General features: G+C 67.8%; 17 protein-coding genes. 6 read left to right on the top strand and 11 right to left on the bottom strand.

Annotated elements, in window-relative coordinates:
* Positions 1–329: 329 nt before the first annotated feature.
* The 3 genes from ACP7AG_RS14440 to ACP7AG_RS14450 all read right to left on the bottom strand — a co-directional run bounded on the left by ACP7AG_RS14440 (position 330) and on the right by ACP7AG_RS14450 (position 3,495).
* A complete protein-coding gene (locus ACP7AG_RS14440) occupies positions 330–1,316 on the bottom strand; it encodes an alpha/beta hydrolase (RefSeq protein ID WP_426031663.1) in 987 nt (328 codons plus the stop codon).
* Between the two features lie 81 nt (positions 1,317–1,397).
* Positions 1,398–2,204, bottom strand: coding sequence for a TrmH family RNA methyltransferase (locus tag ACP7AG_RS14445; RefSeq protein WP_426031665.1), 807 nt, complete (start codon positions 2,202–2,204; stop codon positions 1,398–1,400).
* A gap of 19 nt (positions 2,205–2,223) precedes the next feature.
* Positions 2,224–3,495: an MFS transporter gene (locus ACP7AG_RS14450; protein WP_426012824.1), complete on the bottom strand. Its 1,272-nt coding sequence runs from the start codon at positions 3,493–3,495 to the stop codon at positions 2,224–2,226.
* A gap of 197 nt (positions 3,496–3,692) precedes the next feature.
* Here ACP7AG_RS14450 and ACP7AG_RS14455 point away from each other — a divergent pair, with 197 nt between their 5' ends.
* Entirely contained in the window at positions 3,693–4,754 is a 1,062-nt protein-coding gene (locus ACP7AG_RS14455) for a LacI family DNA-binding transcriptional regulator (RefSeq protein ID WP_426031667.1), read from the top strand.
* A gap of 32 nt (positions 4,755–4,786) precedes the next feature.
* Here ACP7AG_RS14455 and ACP7AG_RS14460 read toward each other — a convergent pair whose 3' ends face one another.
* Positions 4,787–6,313 (bottom strand): methyl-accepting chemotaxis protein, encoded by a 1,527-nt coding sequence (locus ACP7AG_RS14460; RefSeq protein WP_426012827.1) that lies wholly within the window; start codon positions 6,311–6,313, stop codon positions 4,787–4,789.
* 77 nt (positions 6,314–6,390) lie between these two features.
* On the bottom strand, positions 6,391–7,938 hold the full coding sequence (locus tag ACP7AG_RS14465; protein WP_426031669.1) for a glucan biosynthesis protein G: 1,548 nt from the start codon (positions 7,936–7,938) through the stop codon (positions 6,391–6,393).
* A gap of 237 nt (positions 7,939–8,175) precedes the next feature.
* On the opposite strand from ACP7AG_RS14465, the gene ACP7AG_RS14470 reads away from it, so the two are divergent.
* From ACP7AG_RS14470 to ACP7AG_RS14485, 4 genes are read left to right on the top strand one after another with little or no spacing between them, the layout of a single operon-like run.
* Positions 8,176–9,291 carry an ABC transporter permease gene (locus tag ACP7AG_RS14470; RefSeq protein ID WP_426031671.1) on the top strand — a complete coding sequence of 372 codons (1,116 nt, stop codon included), beginning with the start codon at positions 8,176–8,178 and terminating at the stop codon, positions 9,289–9,291.
* An 8-nt stretch (positions 9,292–9,299) separates the two neighbouring features.
* Positions 9,300–10,139, top strand: a complete 840-nt coding sequence (locus tag ACP7AG_RS14475) for an ABC transporter ATP-binding protein (RefSeq protein ID WP_426031697.1) — start codon at positions 9,300–9,302, stop codon at positions 10,137–10,139.
* Entirely contained in the window at positions 10,139–11,077 is a 939-nt protein-coding gene (locus ACP7AG_RS14480; RefSeq protein ID WP_426031673.1) for an MlaD family protein, read from the top strand. Before ACP7AG_RS14475 ends, ACP7AG_RS14480 begins: the two co-directional genes overlap by 1 nt.
* Positions 11,074–11,727 carry an ABC-type transport auxiliary lipoprotein family protein gene (locus ACP7AG_RS14485; protein ID WP_426012836.1) on the top strand — a complete coding sequence of 218 codons (654 nt, stop codon included), beginning with the start codon at positions 11,074–11,076 and terminating at the stop codon, positions 11,725–11,727. The genes ACP7AG_RS14480 and ACP7AG_RS14485 overlap by 4 nt, the downstream gene beginning before the upstream one ends.
* Positions 11,728–11,825: 98 nt before the next feature.
* Here ACP7AG_RS14485 and ACP7AG_RS14490 read toward each other — a convergent pair whose 3' ends face one another.
* Positions 11,826–12,323 carry a type II toxin-antitoxin system VapC family toxin gene (locus ACP7AG_RS14490; RefSeq protein ID WP_426031675.1) on the bottom strand — a complete coding sequence of 166 codons (498 nt, stop codon included), beginning with the start codon at positions 12,321–12,323 and terminating at the stop codon, positions 11,826–11,828.
* Entirely contained in the window at positions 12,323–12,571 is a 249-nt protein-coding gene (locus ACP7AG_RS14495; protein WP_426012840.1) for a type II toxin-antitoxin system Phd/YefM family antitoxin, read from the bottom strand. Before ACP7AG_RS14495 ends, ACP7AG_RS14490 begins: the two co-directional genes overlap by 1 nt.
* Positions 12,572–12,778: 207 nt before the next feature.
* Between ACP7AG_RS14495 and ACP7AG_RS14500 the strand changes: the two genes are divergently transcribed.
* Positions 12,779–14,149: a cation:proton antiporter gene (locus ACP7AG_RS14500; RefSeq protein WP_426012842.1), complete on the top strand. Its 1,371-nt coding sequence runs from the start codon at positions 12,779–12,781 to the stop codon at positions 14,147–14,149.
* A 157-nt stretch (positions 14,150–14,306) separates the two neighbouring features.
* On the opposite strand, the gene ACP7AG_RS14505 is transcribed toward ACP7AG_RS14500, so the two are convergent.
* The 4 genes from ACP7AG_RS14505 to spbR all read right to left on the bottom strand — a co-directional run bounded on the left by ACP7AG_RS14505 (position 14,307) and on the right by spbR (position 19,128).
* Positions 14,307–15,353, bottom strand: a complete 1,047-nt coding sequence (locus ACP7AG_RS14505; RefSeq protein ID WP_426012844.1) for a sterol desaturase family protein — start codon at positions 15,351–15,353, stop codon at positions 14,307–14,309.
* Between the two features lie 185 nt (positions 15,354–15,538).
* Positions 15,539–17,098 carry a tryptophan halogenase family protein gene (locus ACP7AG_RS14510; RefSeq protein WP_426012845.1) on the bottom strand — a complete coding sequence of 520 codons (1,560 nt, stop codon included), beginning with the start codon at positions 17,096–17,098 and terminating at the stop codon, positions 15,539–15,541.
* A 70-nt stretch (positions 17,099–17,168) separates the two neighbouring features.
* On the bottom strand, positions 17,169–17,930 hold the full coding sequence (locus ACP7AG_RS14515) for an NUDIX hydrolase (protein ID WP_426012847.1): 762 nt from the start codon (positions 17,928–17,930) through the stop codon (positions 17,169–17,171).
* 58 nt (positions 17,931–17,988) lie between these two features.
* On the bottom strand, positions 17,989–19,128 hold the full coding sequence (gene spbR, locus ACP7AG_RS14520; RefSeq protein WP_426031677.1) for a pole-localized protein SpbR: 1,140 nt from the start codon (positions 19,126–19,128) through the stop codon (positions 17,989–17,991).
* Between the last annotated feature and the right edge of the window lie 31 nt (positions 19,129–19,159).

Genomic DNA, 19,159 nt, shown 5'->3' on the forward strand with positions numbered 1-19,159 from the left:
CCCCTCCCCGCCCGCCCCCCGGCCCCGCCCCGGCGGGGGGGCGGCCGCGCGGCTACTTTCCCGCGCACCCACGCCAGAGCAAGCTCGCCAGCAAGGTTTAAAGGCGCGGCCTTGCCGTTGCGGGCGGATTGGGAAGGGGCTGGAGCTGACGCCATGAGCGCTTTGCTTATATAGCTCGCCCAATCGCTTTGGGATCTGGGTCCCGGCATTCGCCGGGATGAGCGGGTTTAACCTAGTGGTGAGATTCAGTCGCTTGGAACCCGCCCAAATCCTTCTCGGGAAAGGGATCGAGCGATTTCCAGGGGGACTCAAACGTCGCGTTCTCTCCACTAGACCCCGTGCCGTTTCGCAAACGTCGCGAACAGCGCCGGCCAGGCCGCCACCGGCTTGCCTGTGATAGACCGCATCCCAAACCCGTGGCCGCCCTCCTCGAAGACGTGCAACTCGGCCGGGACCGCCTTGGCCTTCAGGGCCGTGAACATCATCAGGCTGTTGGCCACCGGCACGGTCTTGTCGTCGGCGGCGTGGACCAGGAACACCGGCGGGACGCGGTCGGTGACGGTCTGGTCGGGCGAATAGAGCGCGATCTGCTCGGGCGTCGGCGAGGGCCCCAGCAGTTGCTTGCGCGAGCCGCCATGGGCCGGGCCGTCGGCCATGGAAACCACGGCGTACATCAGGCACGACAGGTCCGGCCGGGCCGACAGGTCGTCGGCGGCGTCGACCGGGTCATAGACCTTGGCGTCGAAGCGGGTGGTCAGGCTGGCGGCCAGGTGCCCGCCGGCCGAGAAGCCCATGATCGCCACGCGCGCCGGGTCGAACCTCATCGCCGCCGCCTTGGACCGCGCCAGCCGCACGGCGCGCTGGGCGTCCTGCAGCGGCGCGTCGGGCCCCGCGCCCCACCCGTCGCCGGGCAGGCGATAGAGCAGGACGAAACAGGTATAGCCATGGTCGGCCAGCCAGCGGGCGGTCTCGAAGCCCTCCTTGTCGGTCACCACCCGCTCATAGCCGCCGCCGGGCATCAGGATCACCGCCGCGCCATTGGGCTTGGCGGGGCGGATCACGGTCAGGGTCGGCTTGCGGGTGTGGGTCACGGCGCGGTCGCGCAGGCCCTTGGGGTCCCCGCGCTCGATGATCGTCTCGACCACCGTGACGCCGCTCGCGCCGGGCGGATCGCCGGGCCACAGGGACAGGATTTCCGTGGGGTCCATGGGAGGAGCCTGGGTCTTAGGTTTCGCCTTGGCCTGGGCGGCGCCCGCGACGGCCGAGGCCAGCAGGCCGCCGGTCAGGCTGGCCAGGGTTCCCCGACGGTTCAACATGGCGACGTCCCTAAGCAACTTTCGGGAACCGTAGGACCCCCTGTTCGCCACCGCAAGTCACCGGTGTCATTGCCTTGGCGCCTAACCCCCCGCGAACCGCAGGTGGTGCAGCACGATCCCGCTGGTGGTGGCGACGTTCAGCGAGTCGAAACCGCCGGCCATCGGGATGCCCACCGTCCGTACCCGCGCCATCACCTCGGCCGACAGCCCCGGCCCCTCGGCGCCCAGCAGCACCGCCGCGCGCGCCGGCGGGACCAGCGCGGCCAGGGTCTGGTCGGCCGCCGGGCTCAACGCCAAACCCTGGAAGCCGTGACGCTCGAGCAAGGCCACAACGTCCTCCCCCGGCGCCAGCCAGGCGGTGGGCACGCTCATTGTCGCGCCGATCGAGACGCGGATGGCCTTACGGTAGAAGGGATCGCAGCAGTCGCCGTCGAGGATCACCCCGTCCACGCCGAAGGCGGCTGCGTTGCGGAAGATGCCGCCGAGATTGTCGTGATTGGCGATGCCCATCAGGATGAGCACCACCGCCCGCTCGCCGGCTTGCGCCAACAAGGCCTCCGCTCTCAGCGGCTCGGGCTTGCGCCCCACGGCCAGCACGCCGCGGTGCAGGTGGAAGCCGGCGATGGCGTCCAGCACCGCCTGGCCGACGACATAGACCGGCACGCCGTCGGGCAGGGCCTCGAACACCGCCGCCAGTTTGTCGGCCCGCTTGCCATCGACCAGCAGCGACTGCACTCGATCCGGCCTGTCGCGGACGAAGGCCCGCAGCACGGTCTCGCCCTCGGCGATGAACAGGCCCTGGCGGCCGACCAAATCGCGCTCCTTGATGTCGCGATAGGGTGCCACGCGCGAGTCGTTGGGATCGTCGATGGGGATCAGGTCGGCCACAGGGACCCTCGCGGAAGCGCTAACGCACGCCCCGTATCGGAAGGATCGCCAGGCCGCCAGCCGTCGCAAGGCCCGCGGCGACCAGATAGAGAGCGTGATAGTTCACGTGGGTCGGCCCCAGGAAGTACAGGGCCAGCACCGGGGCCAGGGCCTGGGGGAGGGTGTTGGCCAGGTTGATCACCCCCAGGTCCTTGCCGGCGTTCTTCTGCGAGGGCAGCACCTGGCTGACCAGGGCGATGTCGACGGCGTAGTAGCAGCCCGCCCCGCAGCCGAAGATCAGGAAGCCTAGGACGACGATCGGCCACGCCGGCACCAGCGAGAAGGTGATCATCGCCGCCGCCAAAGTCAGGGCCGCGCCGGCCGCGAACAGCTTGCGACGCCGCAGGCGGTCCGAGAGCATGCCGCCCAGCATGCCGCAGGTGACATTGGCGCAGGTGGCCACCGTGGTCAGCAGGGCCAGGCCCTCCTCGGCCCGCCGGCCCGGGAAAAGGCGCGTGTAGTGCAGCGCGTCCTGCAAATAATAGAGCATGTAACACTGGGTCAGAGTGATCGCGACCAGCACCATGAACCGACTGATCCAGGCCAGGGCGAAGTCGGGATACTTCACCGGATTGACCCACAGGTCGGCCAGGAAGGCGCGCCATTTCAGGGTCGGCCGCTCGCTGATCGGCAGGGGCGCGTCGTTGAGGCTGAGCGCGAAGGGCGCGATGGCGATCAGCAGCACGAGCCCGATCGCCAGGTAGCGGGAGCCTTCGGTGAACAGCAGGCCGCCCACCAGCACCGCACCGGCCATGGCGCCGATCGGATGGCCCAGGCTGAGAAAGGCCGCCACCCGGCCCTTCTGGACGTCGGGCACCCGGTCCGGCAGCACCGCCAACAAAGCCGAGAACAGCAGGTTGAAGGCCAACTGGAAACAGACCACGCCCAGCATCAGAGTGGCCGCGCTGTGGGCGCGCATGATCATCAGATAGGAAGCGACCGTTCCCAACGCCCCGGCGATCATCCAGGGCCGGCGACGGCCGAAACGCGAGGTGGTGCGGTCGCTGATCGCTCCGGCCAGCAGGTTGGCGACGCTGGCGACGATCGCGCCCCAGATCGCCACCTGGCTCAGCACCACCGCCTTGTGACCCGGGTCAATGGCCTCGGCCTTCAGCGGCAACAGCACCTGGATCAGGGGCATGAAGCTGACATAGGCCCCGATCTGGGCGATCGTGAAGGCAGCGATGAAGCCCGCCTTGACGGGCACGGTCGGCCTTGCCTTATCGATCGCTTCGACCTCCACCGCCGACATCACGCCCCCCGAAAACGTGCGGTCTATGCCGCGATTGGCGCGACACTGACCTCGCCCGCCGGGTGATACAAGCCAGGACCGCCACCGAAAGCGCCCGTCTCGCCGATTTTTCAAAAGCGAACGTCGCCTTATGCCGCCCAGTTGCTCTAGGCTGACGCCATGGAGATGAGTCCTATCAAACCAGACTTGGCGGGCCCATGGCGTCGGTGACGATCTACGACGTGGCGGCGCGGGCGGAAGTGTCGATCAAGACGGTCTCCCGAGTCATGAACAAGGAACCCAATGTCCGCCCGGCGATGCGCGACAGGGTGCTCGAGGCGGCCAACGCCCTGGGCTACGCGCCGAACCTGTCGGCCCGCAGCCTGGCCGGGTCGCGCTCGTTCGTGATCGCCGTCTTCGCCGACGCCGCCCTGACCATCGACCACTGGCGCAGCGAGCGCGGTTCGGACTACCTGCAGCGCATTCAATTGGGCGCGACGCTGGAATGCCGGGGCGCGGGCTATCACCTGCTGGTGGAGCTGATCGACCATGACGACCCCAAGGTGCGCCAGGAGGTCGGCGCCCTGCTAGCCGCCCTGAAGCCCGACGGCGTCATCCTAACCCCGCCCAGCTGCGACAACGCCGTGGTGCTGGAACTGCTCGACAAGTCCGGCACGCCCTATGTGCGCCTAGGTCCTGAAAAGCCGGAGGGCCTGGGCGCCCGCGTCCACATGGACGACGTCGCCGCCGCCCGCGAGATGACCGAGCACCTGGCGGACCTTGGTCACGCGCGGATCGGCTTCATCATGGGCGACAAGCGCTACGGCGCCAGCCAGGCCCGACGCGAGGGCTATCTGGCCGCCATGAAGGCGCGCGGCCTGAAGGTCGACAAGGCCTGGATCCGCCAGGGTGACTTCACGTTCGAGTCCGGCCACGAGGCGGCGACGGCCCTGCTGGCCCTGCCCGTCCGCCCGACGGCGATCTTCGCCAGCTCCGATGAAATGGCGTTAGGAGCACTTGCCGCCGCAGCCGAGGCCGAGATCAGCGTGCCCGGCGAGGTGTCGGTGGCCGGTTTCGACGACAGCCCTGTCTCGCGCCTGAGCCGTCCCCAGTTGAGCACCATCCGCCAGCCGCTGGTCGAGATGTCGACCCTGGCCACCAAGATGCTGATCAACGGCGTGGCCCGCTACAGCGGCGCCGAAACCCAGCCGCCACGGGACGAACTGCTGCCGTTCACCCTGATCCACCGCGCTTCGACGGCGGCGGTGGCGGAAGGGTGAGGCTCCGCGCCTCAGCGGTTGCAGCCCGGCCCTCATCGTCCTGGGCGGGCGAACGCCGGGGCGCGAGCGCGGACCTCCGGCGCTGGCGTGTCGGCCTGAACAAACCCCGCCCCCGTGCGGAAACCGCCGACATGGTTGGATAGGTCCGCCGCATCGGCCCGCAGGGCGTGGGTGGCCTGGGTGGATCGCTGGACCATGGCGGTGTTGCGCTGGGTGACCTGGTCGAGCTGGTTGACGGCCACATTGACCTGCCCCAGGGCGGAAGCCTGCTCGTTGGCCGAGGCTGCGATCTCGTCGACCAAGGCGTCGATCGAGCCCACCTTGTCGACGATGCCACGCAGGGCCTCACCCGTCTGGCCCACCAGGTCGACGCCCTCGCCCACCTTGCGGCTGGAGTCGGCGATCAGGGTCTTGATCTCCTTGGCGGCGTCGGCCGAGCGCTGGGCCAGGGCGCGGACTTCCTGCGCGACGACCGCGAAACCGCGACCGGCGTCGCCGGCCCGCGCCGCTTCGACGCCGGCGTTCAACGCCAACAGGTTGGTCTGGAAGGCGATCTCGTCAATGACGCCGAGGATCTGCGAGACCTTGTCCGAAGAGCTTTCGATCTGCGTCATGGCCTGGGCCGCGCGGGTCACCACCGCGCCCGAGGCCTGGGCGTCGGCGGCGGCTTGCCGGACCTGAACAGAGACCGCCTTGGCGCTCCTGGCGGTGCGGTCGACGGTGGCGGTGAGTTGTTCGACGGCGGCGGCGGTCTGTTCCAGGGTCGCGGCCTGCTGCTCGGTCCGCTGGGCCAGGTCGTCGGCGGCGTGGGCAATGTCGTCGGCCCCGGCGCGGATGCCCGAGGTGGCGCGGGTCACCGCGTTCATGGTCTTGTCGAGCGCTGCGGCGGCGTTGTCGAAGTCGCTCTTCAAGCTCTCGAACTCGGCTGACAGCACGCCCTCAACCCGCGCCGACAGGTCGCCGGCCGCCAGGCGCGACAGGGCCACGCCCAAGGCGGCGATGGCCGCGGCGCGCTGGCGGTCGGAGGCCTGGCGCTCGGCCTCCAGCCGGTCGCGTTCTTCCAGCAGCACCGAGAAATAGGCCGAGACCGACAGATCGATGTCGAGGAACACCGCCTTGGTCAGGGCCACCACCTGATCGGCGCCGTCGGTGTCGGCCTTGCCGCCGCCGAACAGCCCGCCCTTGCGGCGCTTGGCCAGCACGGCGCGGATCAAGCCTTCGACGACCAGGGCGTAGCCGCCGATCGACCAACGCGGCTCAAGGCCCGCGCGGGCGTTGGACTGGCCGACGCGCTCGACCGCCTGCAGGTAGTCGGCCCCTTGATCGCCCGAGGTCATCCGCTTCCAGTGCGCCACCTGGCGGGCCTGGGCGCTTTCACCGCGCCCGCCCTGGAAGAGACCGCTAGTCTCGGCGAAGCCTTTCAGCTGGACGTAGAAGCTGTCCAACGCCGAGGGGATCGCGGCGTCGAGGGCCGGCTTGGCCGCCTGCAAAGCCGTCCTCGACCGATGATCGAAACGCATGAAGGCCATGCGCTGGTCGAGTTGCGGGTTGGCGCTCATGCGAGGAGTTCCGATTCACGAAATCTGTTGCAGAGAGCCGTGACGGGAATTCATTAACCAAGATTGAAGCTTGGCATTCAGGCGCTCCACAGATAGCGCCATGTCTCCGAAATCGGCGCCCCGCCGCGCAGCAGCCGCAGCGACAGGTCCGCGTTCGTGGCCGCCGGCTTCAGCCCGAACGCCGCCCGCGCCGAGGCGTCTTCCGGATAGGGCGACAGGGCCCGCCAGGCGATCTCGCCGCCCGTCGCCTCGACCTCCAGGGCCACCCCGTCCAAGCCCTCGGCGAGCGCCCCGCCCTGCAGGTCAACGGTGAACAGCCGCAGGCCCGCCTGGGCGTCGGCGCCTGTGCGCGTGCGGAACACCCGCGCGCCGGGGGTGGCGAAGCGCTCCTGGCCCCAGTGCAGGCGGTAGCGCAGATCGACCTGCGAGCCCGCCGCCCACGGCTGTTCTGGCCGCCAGAAGATGGCGATGTTGTCGTCGCTCTCCTTGGTGGTCGCCAGCTCGGCCAGATGGACGGCGCCCTTGCCCCAGGGGTCCAGGGGCTCGACCCACAGGCTGGGCCGCAGGTCGTAGCGGGCCTGCAAGTCACCGAAGTCTTCCAGGGCGCGGGCTCGCTGCACTAGGCCAAAGCCCTTGGGGTTCTCGTCGGGGAAATTGCTGAGCCGGTGGGCCTTGGGGTTCTGCAGTGGCCGCCACAGATGCTCGTCGGCCCCGGTCCAGATCGCCAGGCCGTCGCTGTCATGCACGGCGGTGCGGAAGTCATCGACCGGCGAGGCGGCGGCCACGTTGAACAGGAACATGCTGCTCATCCCCGCTGCGCCGGCCTTGGCCATGGCCACGCGCGGGAAGATGGACGCCGTCACGTCAAACACCACGTCCTCGCCCGGGCGGATCGTGAAGCTGTAGGCGCCGGCGCAGCTGGGACTGTCCATCAGGGCGTGGACGACCACTGCCTCGCCTTGGTGGGCCTCACTGGTGTTTTGGGGCCGCTCGAGCCAGAAGGCGATGAAGTCGGGAAATTCCTCGTTGGGCTCACCCGCCCCAATCGCGAGGCCGCGCGCCGAGAGGCCGTAGCGCTGGCCGCGGCCCAGGCTGCGGAAATAGCTGGCGCCCTGGAACACCGCGATCTCGTCCAGCTTGTCGGCGTCGTTCAGCGGATAGAGCAGGCGGAAGCCCGAAAAGCCGTTCCAGGCCTTGGCGACATCAGCATGCTCGCCGGGAATGTCGAACATCGCCGGGTCGAAGGCGATCGGCCGGGCCAGCCCTGCGGCGACCTCGTGGATCGGCAGCGGGAGGGAATAGAGATAGGCGGGCGGGAAGAACTCCGCGCGGAAGGAGGGACGCCGGTCCTTCCACAGGTCCGCCTCGGGCCGGAAGCGGATGCGGAAATAGTCGTCGTAGGACAGACCCGAGAGGGCCGGCTGGCGCGCGGGCTGGATATAGGAAGTCGCGGCCAGGCGGCGGGCGCGTTCGCGCAGCAGTCCGACGGAAAAGGGCTCGGCGGCGTCCTCGACTTCGGCTTCCTCCCCGGCCCGCGCCATCGCCAGCCGGGGGGCCAGGGCCAGCACGGCCGATAGCGAAAGCTTGCCGAGCGCCGCGCGCCGGTTCACGGAACTCGAATACATGCTGGCCTTCTAAAGCAACCCGACGTCACCGCGCTACCGAACGCGGCCTGGACGGCGCCGATTGGCCTTTTCGCCTTGGAACAGGGCGCCGATAGGGCGATCGGCGACGAGGCTGCTGGCGTGACGTGGCAGGCGCGTCTATCACGGCGCGCAACAAGCGCGACCTTGGTGCGTTTGGGCTTTGGTCGACCTCTTTGCTAGGGTTGCGACGTCTGGAAAGAGAGACCTAAGGGCTTCATGGGCGCGCCGGCTGATTTTACCTTCGAGGACATCGACGGCCATCGCACAGCCGTGCTTTCCGGCGACTGGACCGCGCGCGGCATGGTCGATGCCGGCGAGCGTCTTGTCGGCGCCTTGGATGGCTCGGACGCCGTCGATCTGGACCTGACCAACCTCACTCGCTGCGACACAGCCGGGGCCTATGCGATCATCCGCGCCGCTGACGGCCGGGTCACAGCCGGTCACATCAAGGCCAGCAGCCAGACCGAGCGCCTGCTGAAACTGGTCGGCGACGCCGTCCAGGTCGAGCCGGAGGCCGCCCCGCCCCGTCGCGGCTTCCAGGCCCTGCTCGAACGCGTTGGCCGCGGCGTGTATGGCCTGGGCGACGATCTCTACAGCACCCTCGCCTTCCTGGGCCACTTGCTGGTGGCCATCGGCCGCTGCATTGCCAAGCCCAGCCGCATTCGCTGGGCCCCGGTCTTCTCGCTGGCCGAGCGCGCCGGGCTTGACGCCATTCCGATCGTGGCCACCACCACCTTCTTCATCGGCGCGGTCGTGGCCCTGCTGGGCGCCAACCTGCTGACCCAGTTCGGGGCCCAGGTGTTCGCGGTCGAGCTGGTCAGCATTTCGGTGCTGCGCGAGTTCAACATCCTGATTACCGCCATCCTGCTGGCCGGGCGTTCGGCCTCCAGCTTCGCGGCCGAGATCGGCTCGATGAAGATGAACCAGGAAATCGACGCCATGCAGGTGATGGGCGTTGACCCCTACGAAGCCCTGGTCCTGCCGCGCTTCACCGCCCTGCTGATCACGATTCCCCTGCTGACGTTCGTGGCCACCCTGGCCGGCCTCGCGGGCGGCATCGCGGTGACCTGGGCGGTGCTGGACTTGTCGCCGGGCTTCTTCCTGCAGCGCATGAACGACAGCGTCGGCGTGCAGCACTTCTGGATCGGCATGTCCAAGGCGCCGGTGATGGCCATGGTCATCGCCGCCATTGGCTGTCGCCAGGGCATGGAAGTCGGCAATGACGTCGAATCTCTCGGCCGCCGCGTGACCTCCGCCGTCGTCCAGGCCATCTTCGCGATCATCGCCATCGATGCGATCTTCGCCCTGGTCTACATGGAGATAGACGTATGACTTCGGTCATCGCCGCTCCCGCCGAAGACCAAGCCCCATCGACCGCCGAGGCGCCGCCGGTCCGGGTCACGGGCTTGGTCTCGCGGTTTGGCGACAACATCATCCACGAGAACCTGGACCTGACCGCCAATCGCGGCGAGGTGCTGGGCGTGGTCGGCGGTTCGGGCTCCGGCAAGTCGGTGCTGCTCAACACCATCATCGGCCTGAAGGTCCCCGACGGCGGCACGGTCAAGCTGTTTGGCCAGGACATGGCCGACGCCTCGCGCAAGCGCTGGAACGTCATCGAGCGGCGCTGGGGCGTGCTGTTCCAGCAGGGCGCGCTGTTCTCGAACCTGACCGTGCGGGAGAATGTCTCCGCGCCGCTGCACGAGCATACCCGCCTGCCCAGGCGCGAGATCGACCACCTGGCTGACCTGAAGATCGCCCTGGTTGGCCTGCCCGCCCGGGCCGGCAATCTGAAGCCCGCCGAGCTGTCGGGCGGCATGCGCAAGCGCGCGGGCCTGGCACGGGCCCTGGCCATGGACCCCGAGCTGCTGTTCCTCGACGAGCCGACGGCCGGCCTGGATCCGATTAGCGCCGCAGCCTTCGACACCCTGATCAAGGACCTGTCCGACAGCCTGGACCTGACCGTGTTCATGATCACCCACGACCTGGACACCCTCTACGAGATCACCGACCGCATCGCGGTGATCGCCGACAAGCATGTGGTCGCCACCGGCTCCGCCCAGGAGCTGGAGAAGAACGACCACCCCTGGATTCAAGAGTATTTCATGGGACCGCGCGGTCGCGCGGCCGCCGGCAAGGCGACGCCTCAACCCGCGCCGCAGGCGACACCAAGGACGAGTTAATGGAAAGAAACGCCAACTACGCCCTGGTCGGGGGAGCGACGCTGATCCTGTTCATGGGTCTGCTGATCTTCGTCGTCTGGCTGGCCAAGCTCAGCTTCAACCAGGAATATGACCTGTACGACGTGTTGTTCGTCGGGCCCGTTCGCGGCCTGCAGGACGGCGGCGAGGTACATTTCAACGGCATCAAGGTCGGCGAGGTCACCAAGATCGCGCTGGACAAGAGTGACCCCAACCGGGTCATCGCCCGGGTGCGCGTCACCTCGGACGTGCCGATCAAGACGGACAGCTTCGCCACCTTGGAGCCCCAGGGCATCACGGGCGTCAACTACATCCAGATCACCGCCGGCGCGCCCGCCAAGCCCTTGCTGAAGAGCACGGTCAAGAAGGACGAGGTGGCGGTGATCCGCAGCCAGCGCAGCGCGCTTTCAGACCTGCTGGAGGGCGGCGGCACGGTGCTCACCCGAACCATTGAGGCGCTGGACCGCATCAACCGCGTGCTGTCGGATGACAACGTCAAGACGGTCAGCGCCGCGATCAGCGACGTGCAGTCCGTCACCGCAGAGCTGCGCGAGCGCAAGGAGATCATCGCCGACGCCCAGCAGGCCCTGCAGAGCATCGAAGCCACCTCGACGCGGATCGGCCAGCTGTCCGACTCGGCCAATGGCCTGGTCAATGGCGACGCCAAGCGGACCCTGGCCAATCTGGGCGACGCCGCCGACGAGCTGAAGGCCACCGCCAAGGACGTGCGCGGCATGGTCGGCAAGCTGGAAGGCCCGACCAGCGACTTCGCCACCACCGGCCTGCCCCAGCTGTCGGCCGCCGTCGTCACCCTGCAATCGGCCGCCGAGTCGCTCGACCGCCTGGTCGGCGAGGTCGAACAGAACCCGCGCGCCCTGGTCAGCAAGGCGCCGGCCAAGGAACTGGAGGTCCAGCCGTGAGCACTCTTTCCATGAGCGTTGGGCGCGTCGCCCTGCGATCCCTGGCGGTCGCCGCTACGGCCCTGGCCCTCACCGGCTGCATCAGCCTGTTCCCCAAGGCGGATCCGTCGGGCCTCTACCGCTTCGGCACGGCGGCCCCGGCCGCGACCAGCGCGCCGGTGGAGAAGTCGTTCGGGGTGTTCAAGACCCCGACCGTCTTCACCCGCGCGGCCATGGGCGACCGGCTGCTGACCTTCACCAATGGCGAGGCCGCCTATATCGCCGGCGCCCGCTGGGTGTCGCCGGCCATCGTGCTGTTCGACGAAGCCGCCGCCCGGGCCTTCGAGGCCGAGAGCAGCCCCGCCCGCCTGGTCACCCGCGGCGAAACCGGCAAGGCCGCCATGGCCCTGCGCCTCGAGGTCCGCGCCTTCGAGACCGACTATGTCGACGGCCCCAAGGCGGCGCCCGAGGTGCTGGTCGAGATCCGGGCCGTCATGACCCGCAACGGCGACCGCGCCCTGCTCGGCGACAAGGTGTTCCAGACGCGGGTCAAGGCGTCGGACAACCGGGTCGGCGCGATCGTCCAGGCCTATGACCAGGCCAACAGCAAGACACTGGCGGACATCATCACCTGGGTGGGCGCTGCGGGCGCGAAGCTGCCGGCGGCGTAGATCCGCCGCTCATTCCAGCGCCGCGATTTGCTTCTCCCCTTGCGGGAGAAGGAACGCGCTGGAAAGGTCGATGACCTCTCTCCGAGATGTGACGCCCCCTACCCCCGCACAAAAATGTTCTTCAACCAGTGCGAGCCGGCCTTGGCGGCCTGGCCCCAGTCCTCGTCTTCGCTGGCGGCGTCGGGGGCGTAGCCCCAAGGGTTGAACAGCTTGACCTTCGTGGCCTTGAAGGCCGCGATGTTGCGCGTCACCAGGGTCAGGCCGTGCTCAAGGGCCGTGGCGGCCAGCAGGGCGTCGCGCCCTCCCCCGTGCGGCAGCTGGGCGCAGCGGCGAACCACCGCCGCATCGACGGGCAGGATGCGGCCGTCAAAGGCGGGCGCGACCTGGACGTCCAGCCAGGCTCGCAGGGCCAAGCCGTGGATCTTGTCTCGACGCTCGGCGCGCCCTACCCCAGTCTCCAGCTCCAGCAAGGTGAGCGCCGAGATGAAAAGGCTGGCCCGCGCCACCCCGCCCGCCCAGCCGGCCAGCCCCGGGTCGGTCCCGCCCGACTTGGCGTTGCGCAGCTCGAAGACGATGTCGGTGTCGAGCAGGTACATCAGCCGCCGCTCCGGCGGTCCCAGGCGTCATCCGAACGCGCGGCGTCGAGGTCGATGGCCGGAAGTCCTGGCATGGCCAACAGGTCAACTATGGTCTCGGTCTGGCCGGTCAGCCGGCGATAGGTCTCCACGCTCATCAGCACGTGAGTCGCCTTGCCGCGATCGGTGACGAACACCGGCTCGATCCGCGCGGCGCGCTTGGCCTGGCTGACATCCTGGTTGAAGTCGCGGCTGGAGATGACTTTCACGGATCCAAATACCTACATTGACAAGGCTGTCTTGTAGGTACGTTACTACATTGTGACCTTCCGGCAACAGGGAATAAGCCAGCAAAAACAATCTTCTGTACAACCTCGTCAAAAACGGAATTTCAACTTGCGAGCCAAAGCCAAGTCTGCGCGGCTTGGCGCCAACGGCGGTCAACGCCGAGGGGTTTTCACAAGGGGGGACAGTACGTGTCCGACATCATCGCCAGTCTTGTCAGCACCGTCAGCGGCATTCTCGCGCCGCACGGGCCGGCAACCGCCTCCGCCGCGCACAGCTATGCGCCGGGCGATTTCAGCGTTCACTTCTTCCTGCAGCTCGCGGTGATCCTGCTGGCCTGCCGCGTGGTCGGCTGGCTAGGTCAGAAGCTTCTGGGTCAGCCCCAGGTCGTGGGCGAGATGATCGCCGGCGTGGTCCTGGGCCCGTCCTTGCTGGGCCTTGTGTTCCCGCACTTCCAGGGCATGCTGTTTCCCAAGGAAACCAAGAACGTCCTCTATGTCGGCGCCCAGTTGGGCGTGGGCCTGTACATGTTCATGGTCGGCACCAGCTTCCAGGCCGCGCACTTCAAGGCCAAGGCCAAGAGCGCCGCCAGCGTCTCTCTGGCCGGCATCATCGCGCCGTTCCTGATCGCCGTCGCCATCACCCCCTTCCTGCTGAAGGTGCCTGGCCTGTTCGCCGAGGGCATCTCGCGCGCCAACGCCACCCTCTTCCTGGGCGCCTGCATCGCCCTGACCGCCTTCCCGATGTTGGCTCGGATCATCAATGAGCGTGGTTTGGCGAAGACCTCGCTGGGCACCCTGTCGCTGACGGCCGGCGCCTTTGACGACGCGGTGTCGTGGTGCGTGCTGGCCGTGGTGCTGGCCACCTTCGGCGGCGGCCCTGGCGTGGCGGTCCTGGCGATCGGCGGCGGCGTGACCTACGCCCTGTTCCTGGCCTTTTTCGGTCCGCGCCTGCTGGCCCCCCTGGGCCGGATCGTTGAGCGCGAAGGCAAGATGAGCCCGACGATCCTGGCCATCACCCTGATGCTGTTCTGCCTGTCGGCCTTCCTGATGGACGCCGTCGGCATCCACGCCATCTTCGGAGGCTTCATGCTGGGCGCCGTCATGCCGCGCGGCCTGTTCGTCGAGGAACTTAAGAAGAAGGTCGAGCCGCTGGCCGTCGTCCTGCTGCTGCCGATGTTCTTCACCTATTCGGGCCTCAACACCCGGATGGACATGGTCAACTCGCCCCAGCTGTTGCTGATCGCGATCGGCATCCTGGCCGCCTCCATCCTGGCCAAGGGCGTGGCCTGCTACGCCGCCGCCCGCCTGTCGGGCGAGGACAACCGAACGGCCCTGGGCATCGGCGCCCTGATGAACTCGCGCGGCCTGATGGAATTGATCATCATCAATATCGGCCTGCAGAAGGGCATCATCGGCCCGACCCTGTTCTCGATGCTGGTGCTGATGGCCATCGTCACCACGGTGATGGCCAGCCCCCTGTTCGAGGTGGTCTACGGCAAGAAGGCGCGGGAGAGCGGCGAGCTCGAAGCGCTGGACGGAGCCGCGGCCAAAGCCGCCTAGAGCAAGCCGCGCGATATAGAAATCGCACGGCTTGCTCTAGATTTTTGTTTTCGCATCGCTTTTGCGCAAAACCGGTGGCCGCTTTTCCGCGCGATGCTCTAGGCAAGGTCTTGAAAGCCGCTTGCCTTAGCCCCGCTCCTCTGGAGCGGGGCCCTTCTTATGCGTCCGCTTCCGAGGCCAGGTCCCGCAGTGGCGCGCGAGGTGCCTGTTTGAGCCCGACGAGCCCTTCGAAGGCGAGCGTTTTGACGCCTGTCCAGAACTCGCAATAGTCGCGCCACAGGTCCGGCACGAACCAGGCCCCATGGCGGTAGGGCGCCGGCGTCCCGATCCGCATGGCTTCCCGCGGGGCGTCGCGCCACGTCCCGAACAGACGATCCCAGATGGGCAGGAGGGCGAGGTTGATCGGCATCCGGTTGAGGCTGTGATGCAGGCGGTGGTGCAGCGGCGACTGCACGACCCAACGGCCGACCCAGCCGAAGTTGGACTCGATCCGCGAGTGAATCAGAAGCCGAATGATGATGATCACGATGCCGGTTTGGGCCAGGGCCGCGGGGTCCGAACCCAGCAGAACGCCCGGCAGGATGGCGCCGACCACGGCAGTGAACATCGCCGGGTGCACGCGGGCGGCGGTCAGGACCGAGAACGACTCCGCGGCGTGATGGAACCGGTGCAGCGGCCAGAACACGCGCGAGTGGTCCAGGCGATGGCTCCAATAGTCGAGCAGCGTGTAAAGCAGGAACAGGATCGCGGTTTGAAGCAACAGGGGAGCGCCGGCGATGCTGATATCGATCCCGGTCGCGTCGGCGAAAAGGCATCGCAGCCCTGCGCCCGAAACGTACACGACGCCGAAACTCATGATCCCGGCGACCATGGTCGAAACCGGCGCCAGCTGGAAAAAGTAACAGGCCAAGTCGGACCAGCCCGAAGCGGTGCGCTCGACCAGCAGGTGCCGCACCGAGCTCTTCCGCCACCCCACCCACAAGTACTCGACCAGGAAGACGGCGGGCAGCAGGGCGCCGAGTTCCAGCGTGCGGTCGATCACGCGCCGGTGCACCTCATGCACCAGCTGGACGTGTCCGAAGAGATGCAGAACCACGGTGTCGGGAACGAGATGGCGCAGGGTCCACCAGCCCAAAGCCAGCAGGGCCAGGTGGGTGGCGACGAGCGACAACGCGACGGGATGAAACAGCCGGCGAATCGTCACGAAGAAAGGACCCAGCGCTCTCGCTGCTGGGATTGGTCCGCTATGATCCACTCGCCTATCCCTCGCCCCCAAAGCGTTCGGCACTCGCACAACGAGAGCAAGAGTTGAGCCAATAGCCCTAAGGAGCCGTTCACGGCGCAGCTTCGCTTGAGACAAAAGATGTCGAGCCCGTCGTCCGCCTCGTTTCAGGCGCTCTCCAGAGCCCGATCGAACCCGAACCGGTTGATCTGCGCGATCAGGTCGCGGTGGCTGGGCAGGTCCTGGGTGGCGCGTTCGCCAAAGCCGCGGATCTTGCGAAACAGGGTTTCGGCCGCCGCGACGTTGGGGAACTCCGCCCGTCCCGGCGACAGGTCGGTTTTGAAGCCCATGCCGTAGAGGATGTACTGGTAGTTGAAGAAGGCGAAGGTCTCGAGATCCAGGATGAAGTCAAAACGCGTCGGCGGGCGATAGCGCCATTGCTCCAGTAGATCGGCCAGCCGGTCGGGGATCGAGGCCGGATTTCTGTTGTCGCGCCAGAATGGCTCGGCGCGCTGGCTGATGCAGTAGTGCAGCTTGAGAAAGGTGATGATGTTGTCGTAGCGGGCCGTCATCAGTTCGTTGAAGCGGAAGGCGGGGGCTCCGATCGGCCCGTTATGGGGGAAGAGCTCGGCGATCATCGCCACCGCCGCCTCGATCAAGACCACGCCGGTCGATTCCAAGGGCTCCAGAAAACCAGCCGACAGGCCCACGGCGACGCAGTTCTTCACCCACTGCTTCTGACGATAGCCGGCATCGAAGGCGATGCTGCGCGGGGCGATCTCGGCGGCGGTGTCGCCGATGTAGCCGCGCAGAATCGCCTCGGCCTGGTCGTCGTCCATGTGGCCACTGGAATAGACGCAGCCGATTCCCCGGGCTCCGTTCAGGCCGATGTCCCAGGTCCAACCCGCCTCGTGCGCAGTGGCGATCGTAAAGCTCTGGATCGGCGCGTCGGGACGATCATAGGGGATCTTGCAGGCGATGGCCCGGTCGGCGAACAGAATATCGCGCACCGACTTGAAGGGCGACTGCATGGCCTTGCCGATCAGCTCGGCGTGGAAGCCCGTGCAGTCGATATAGAGATCGGCCTCCAGCCGGCCATGCTCGACAGAGATCACGTGGTCAATCGCGCCGGTTGCGTCCAGTTCCACCGTTTGCAGCGCGCCCTTCAGATGACGCACGCCCAACTCGACGGCGCGTTCGGCCAGAACCTCGGCCAGCCGGGCCGAGTCGAAATGGTAGGCATAGTTCAGCGGACCGGCGAAATTGCCCTCGTGCGGACGCTTAGGCGCCCGCTGGGCGTCGGCGACCCGCGACTGGATGGTCATGGCCTCGGCGAACGGCGCGCGCGTCGCCTCGTCCTGCAGCAACCAGTACGGCGCCAGGCTGGAGCCGTCGGTCGAGAACGGCGGCTCAAAAGGATGGAAGAAGTGGTGGCGGGCGCCGTCCTTTGGCGTCTGCGCCCAGTCGTTGAAGCGGATGCCCTGCTTGAAGGTGGCCGAGGTCTCGCGGATGAAACGCGCCTCGTCGATGCCCAGGAATTGCAGGGTGTTGCGGATGGTCGGGAAGGTGGCCTCGCCAACACCGATGATACCGATGTCGGGCGACTCCAGCACGGTGATGTCCAGGCGCGCGTGCTCGGCCACTTGCAGATGCTTGGCCAGGTAGGCCGCCGTCAGCCAACCCGCTGTCCCGCCGCCGACGATGAGGAGGCTACGTCTACGATCCATGTCGTCTGATTAGCGGTTTTGATCGGTTTCGGCCCGCGAAATCGGGCGCCGTCGGCCTCGAAGCGAGGCCCTACAGCGCCGACAGCGGCTCGGCCGCCGCGCCATAGCCGGCGTCGGGCTGGATGCGCAGCGACGCCCCCTCGACCCACGGCTCGACCGTGACCAGCGGTCGGCTTCGCGCGGTGTCGATGGCGGTGGTCGGGCTCGCGCTTTCGGCAAGCAATTGCAGGTTCATCCGGGTGGGGAAGATCACCTTCCGTTCGCCGGACGCCGCCAAGGCTAGGGCCTCGCCGGGCGCGATCCACTCGGCGTCGACCGCCTCGTGGCCGTCGCAGATCGCCAGTTGGGCCAGGGGCGCGTGGGCGACGTAGAACCAGGTGTCGAAGCGCTTGGTCATCAGCGGCGGGGTGATCCAGCGGGCGAAGATGGTCAGGGCGGCCAGGTCCAGCTTCAGCCCCAGATCACGCACGACGTCGAGGAAGGTCACGCGGTCGTCGGCGACGGCGGCCCGCACGTCGATCGCCGCCTCGCCCACATAGGTCTCGCCTTCGGCGTCGCGGGCCAGCAGCACGCCGGCCTCCTCATAGGCCTCGCGGATCGCGGCGATGCGCAGGGCCGGGCCGTCCTCCCCGACGCTGTCCCAGCCGGTGGCGTGGTCGGTCCAGGCGGGATCATGGTCGCCGGCGTGGCTCTTGCCGCCCGGAAAGACCAGGGCGCCCGCCGCGAAGTCGATCTGGTGGTGTCGCTTGACCATCAGCACCTCGAACGGCGCATCGCGGAGAAGCAGGATGGTGGCGGCGGGCCTTATCGGCTCTTCGGGGCGCTCTGACATGGCGTCAGCTTGTCGGAAATGCGCGCGGTTGCCCAGAGGGTTCGAACGGATGTTCGGGTTAGCCCGCCGCGGCCGCTCCCTTGGCCTGTTCACCCAGCCGGTCCACCCGCGCCAGCAGATAGTCGGTATCCTCGCGCGACATCGCCGTGGACGAGGTGAGAAACCGCTGGATCATGTGCTCCTGGAAACGCTCGCGGTCGCCGGGACGGCCGTCATAATCCATGGCGTGAAAGGCGTCGACGCCGGCCCGCAAGGCGGGGAACAGGCGCGGCGGCAGGCCAGCCCGCTCGCAGATCGCCTTCAGGCCCAGGTCGCCAGCGTCGTGGATCATCAGCCAGGTGCGGTGATGCGGTACGCCAGCCAGCTCGGCCACGCCCCACTCGAAGAAGCTCATGTGGCCATGGGCCAGGGCCCGCAGCAGCAGCGACGGGGTCAGGCGCTTGACGCTGTTGAGGTGGGCGGCGAAGCCCTTGGCGTCGGCGGCGCGGCCGGCCTGATCGACGAGATCGATCGTGGCCCGCTCCTTGGCGCCCAGAATCAGTTCCAGCGTGCGCTCGGCCGACAGGGCATGGTGGTCTAGGATGTAGTCGCGAAGCTGGTCGCCGACCATGTCGATCAGGCGCTCGGTCACGGCCAGCGGCAGGCTCGTGCGATAGGCGACGGCGGTCAGCACCTTCTCCGAGGTGGAGAACCGGTTCAGCGCCTTTTGCAGCGCGGTCTCGGACATCCGGGCGTTGTCGTTGGCGCAGATGGTGGCGACCATCTCCTCCGACCCTTGCTCGACCAGCAGGGCGGTGACCTTGCTCGACAGCCTGGGACGCTTGGCCACCGCCATCTGCCGCATGGGGCCGCCGAGACGGACGATTTCGGCGAGATCGGCGTCGCTGAACACCGGCGAGAAGCTGATGATCGGCAGCGACACGCTCTCGACGTCGCGGGCAAGCTTGTTGGCGATGTCCGGCGGCAGCACCGGTGAGTTGCGCAGGGTCACGGCCAGGGCGCGGCGCACCAGCTCGGCGGCGTCTCCCGCCATCACCCGCAGGATTTCGTCCGCCAGCGTGCGTTGATCCTCGTCCAGCTCGGCGCGGTCGATGGTTCGACACAGCTTGTGGGCCGCCAGGGCGCGCTCGTCAGGGGTCGCGCCCTTCACCAGCATGCGGATATCTTGGTCGGTGAGGGCGGCGCGGGTGGTGGCCATGGGTGTCTCCCCTATCCCCCGGGGAACAGCG

Origin of the sequence: Caulobacter sp. DWP3-1-3b2 (assembly GCF_049896325.1) — a bacterium.
Classification (GTDB): domain Bacteria; phylum Pseudomonadota; class Alphaproteobacteria; order Caulobacterales; family Caulobacteraceae; genus Caulobacter.

Bases quoted from the DNA above. Each gene is read 5' to 3' on its own strand.
- ACP7AG_RS14440 (WP_426031663.1), bottom strand. From the start codon at position 1,316: ATGTTGAACCGTCGGGGAACCCTGGCCAGCCTGACCGGCGGCCTGCTG.
- ACP7AG_RS14450 (WP_426012824.1), bottom strand. From the start codon at position 3,495: ATGTCGGCGGTGGAGGTCGAAGCGATCGATAAGGCAAGGCCGACCGTG.
- ACP7AG_RS14455 (WP_426031667.1), top strand. From the start codon at position 3,693: ATGGCGTCGGTGACGATCTACGACGTGGCGGCGCGGGCGGAAGTGTCG.
- ACP7AG_RS14460 (WP_426012827.1), bottom strand. From the start codon at position 6,313: ATGAGCGCCAACCCGCAACTCGACCAGCGCATGGCCTTCATGCGTTTC.
- ACP7AG_RS14465 (WP_426031669.1), bottom strand. From the start codon at position 7,938: ATGTATTCGAGTTCCGTGAACCGGCGCGCGGCGCTCGGCAAGCTTTCG.
- ACP7AG_RS14470 (WP_426031671.1), top strand. From the start codon at position 8,176: ATGGGCGCGCCGGCTGATTTTACCTTCGAGGACATCGACGGCCATCGC.
- ACP7AG_RS14480 (WP_426031673.1), top strand. From the start codon at position 10,139: ATGGAAAGAAACGCCAACTACGCCCTGGTCGGGGGAGCGACGCTGATC.
- ACP7AG_RS14490 (WP_426031675.1), bottom strand. From the start codon at position 12,323: ATGTACCTGCTCGACACCGACATCGTCTTCGAGCTGCGCAACGCCAAG.
- ACP7AG_RS14510 (WP_426012845.1), bottom strand. From the start codon at position 17,098: ATGGATCGTAGACGTAGCCTCCTCATCGTCGGCGGCGGGACAGCGGGT.
- ACP7AG_RS14515 (WP_426012847.1), bottom strand. From the start codon at position 17,930: ATGTCAGAGCGCCCCGAAGAGCCGATAAGGCCCGCCGCCACCATCCTG.
- spbR (WP_426031677.1), bottom strand. From the start codon at position 19,128: ATGGCCACCACCCGCGCCGCCCTCACCGACCAAGATATCCGCATGCTG.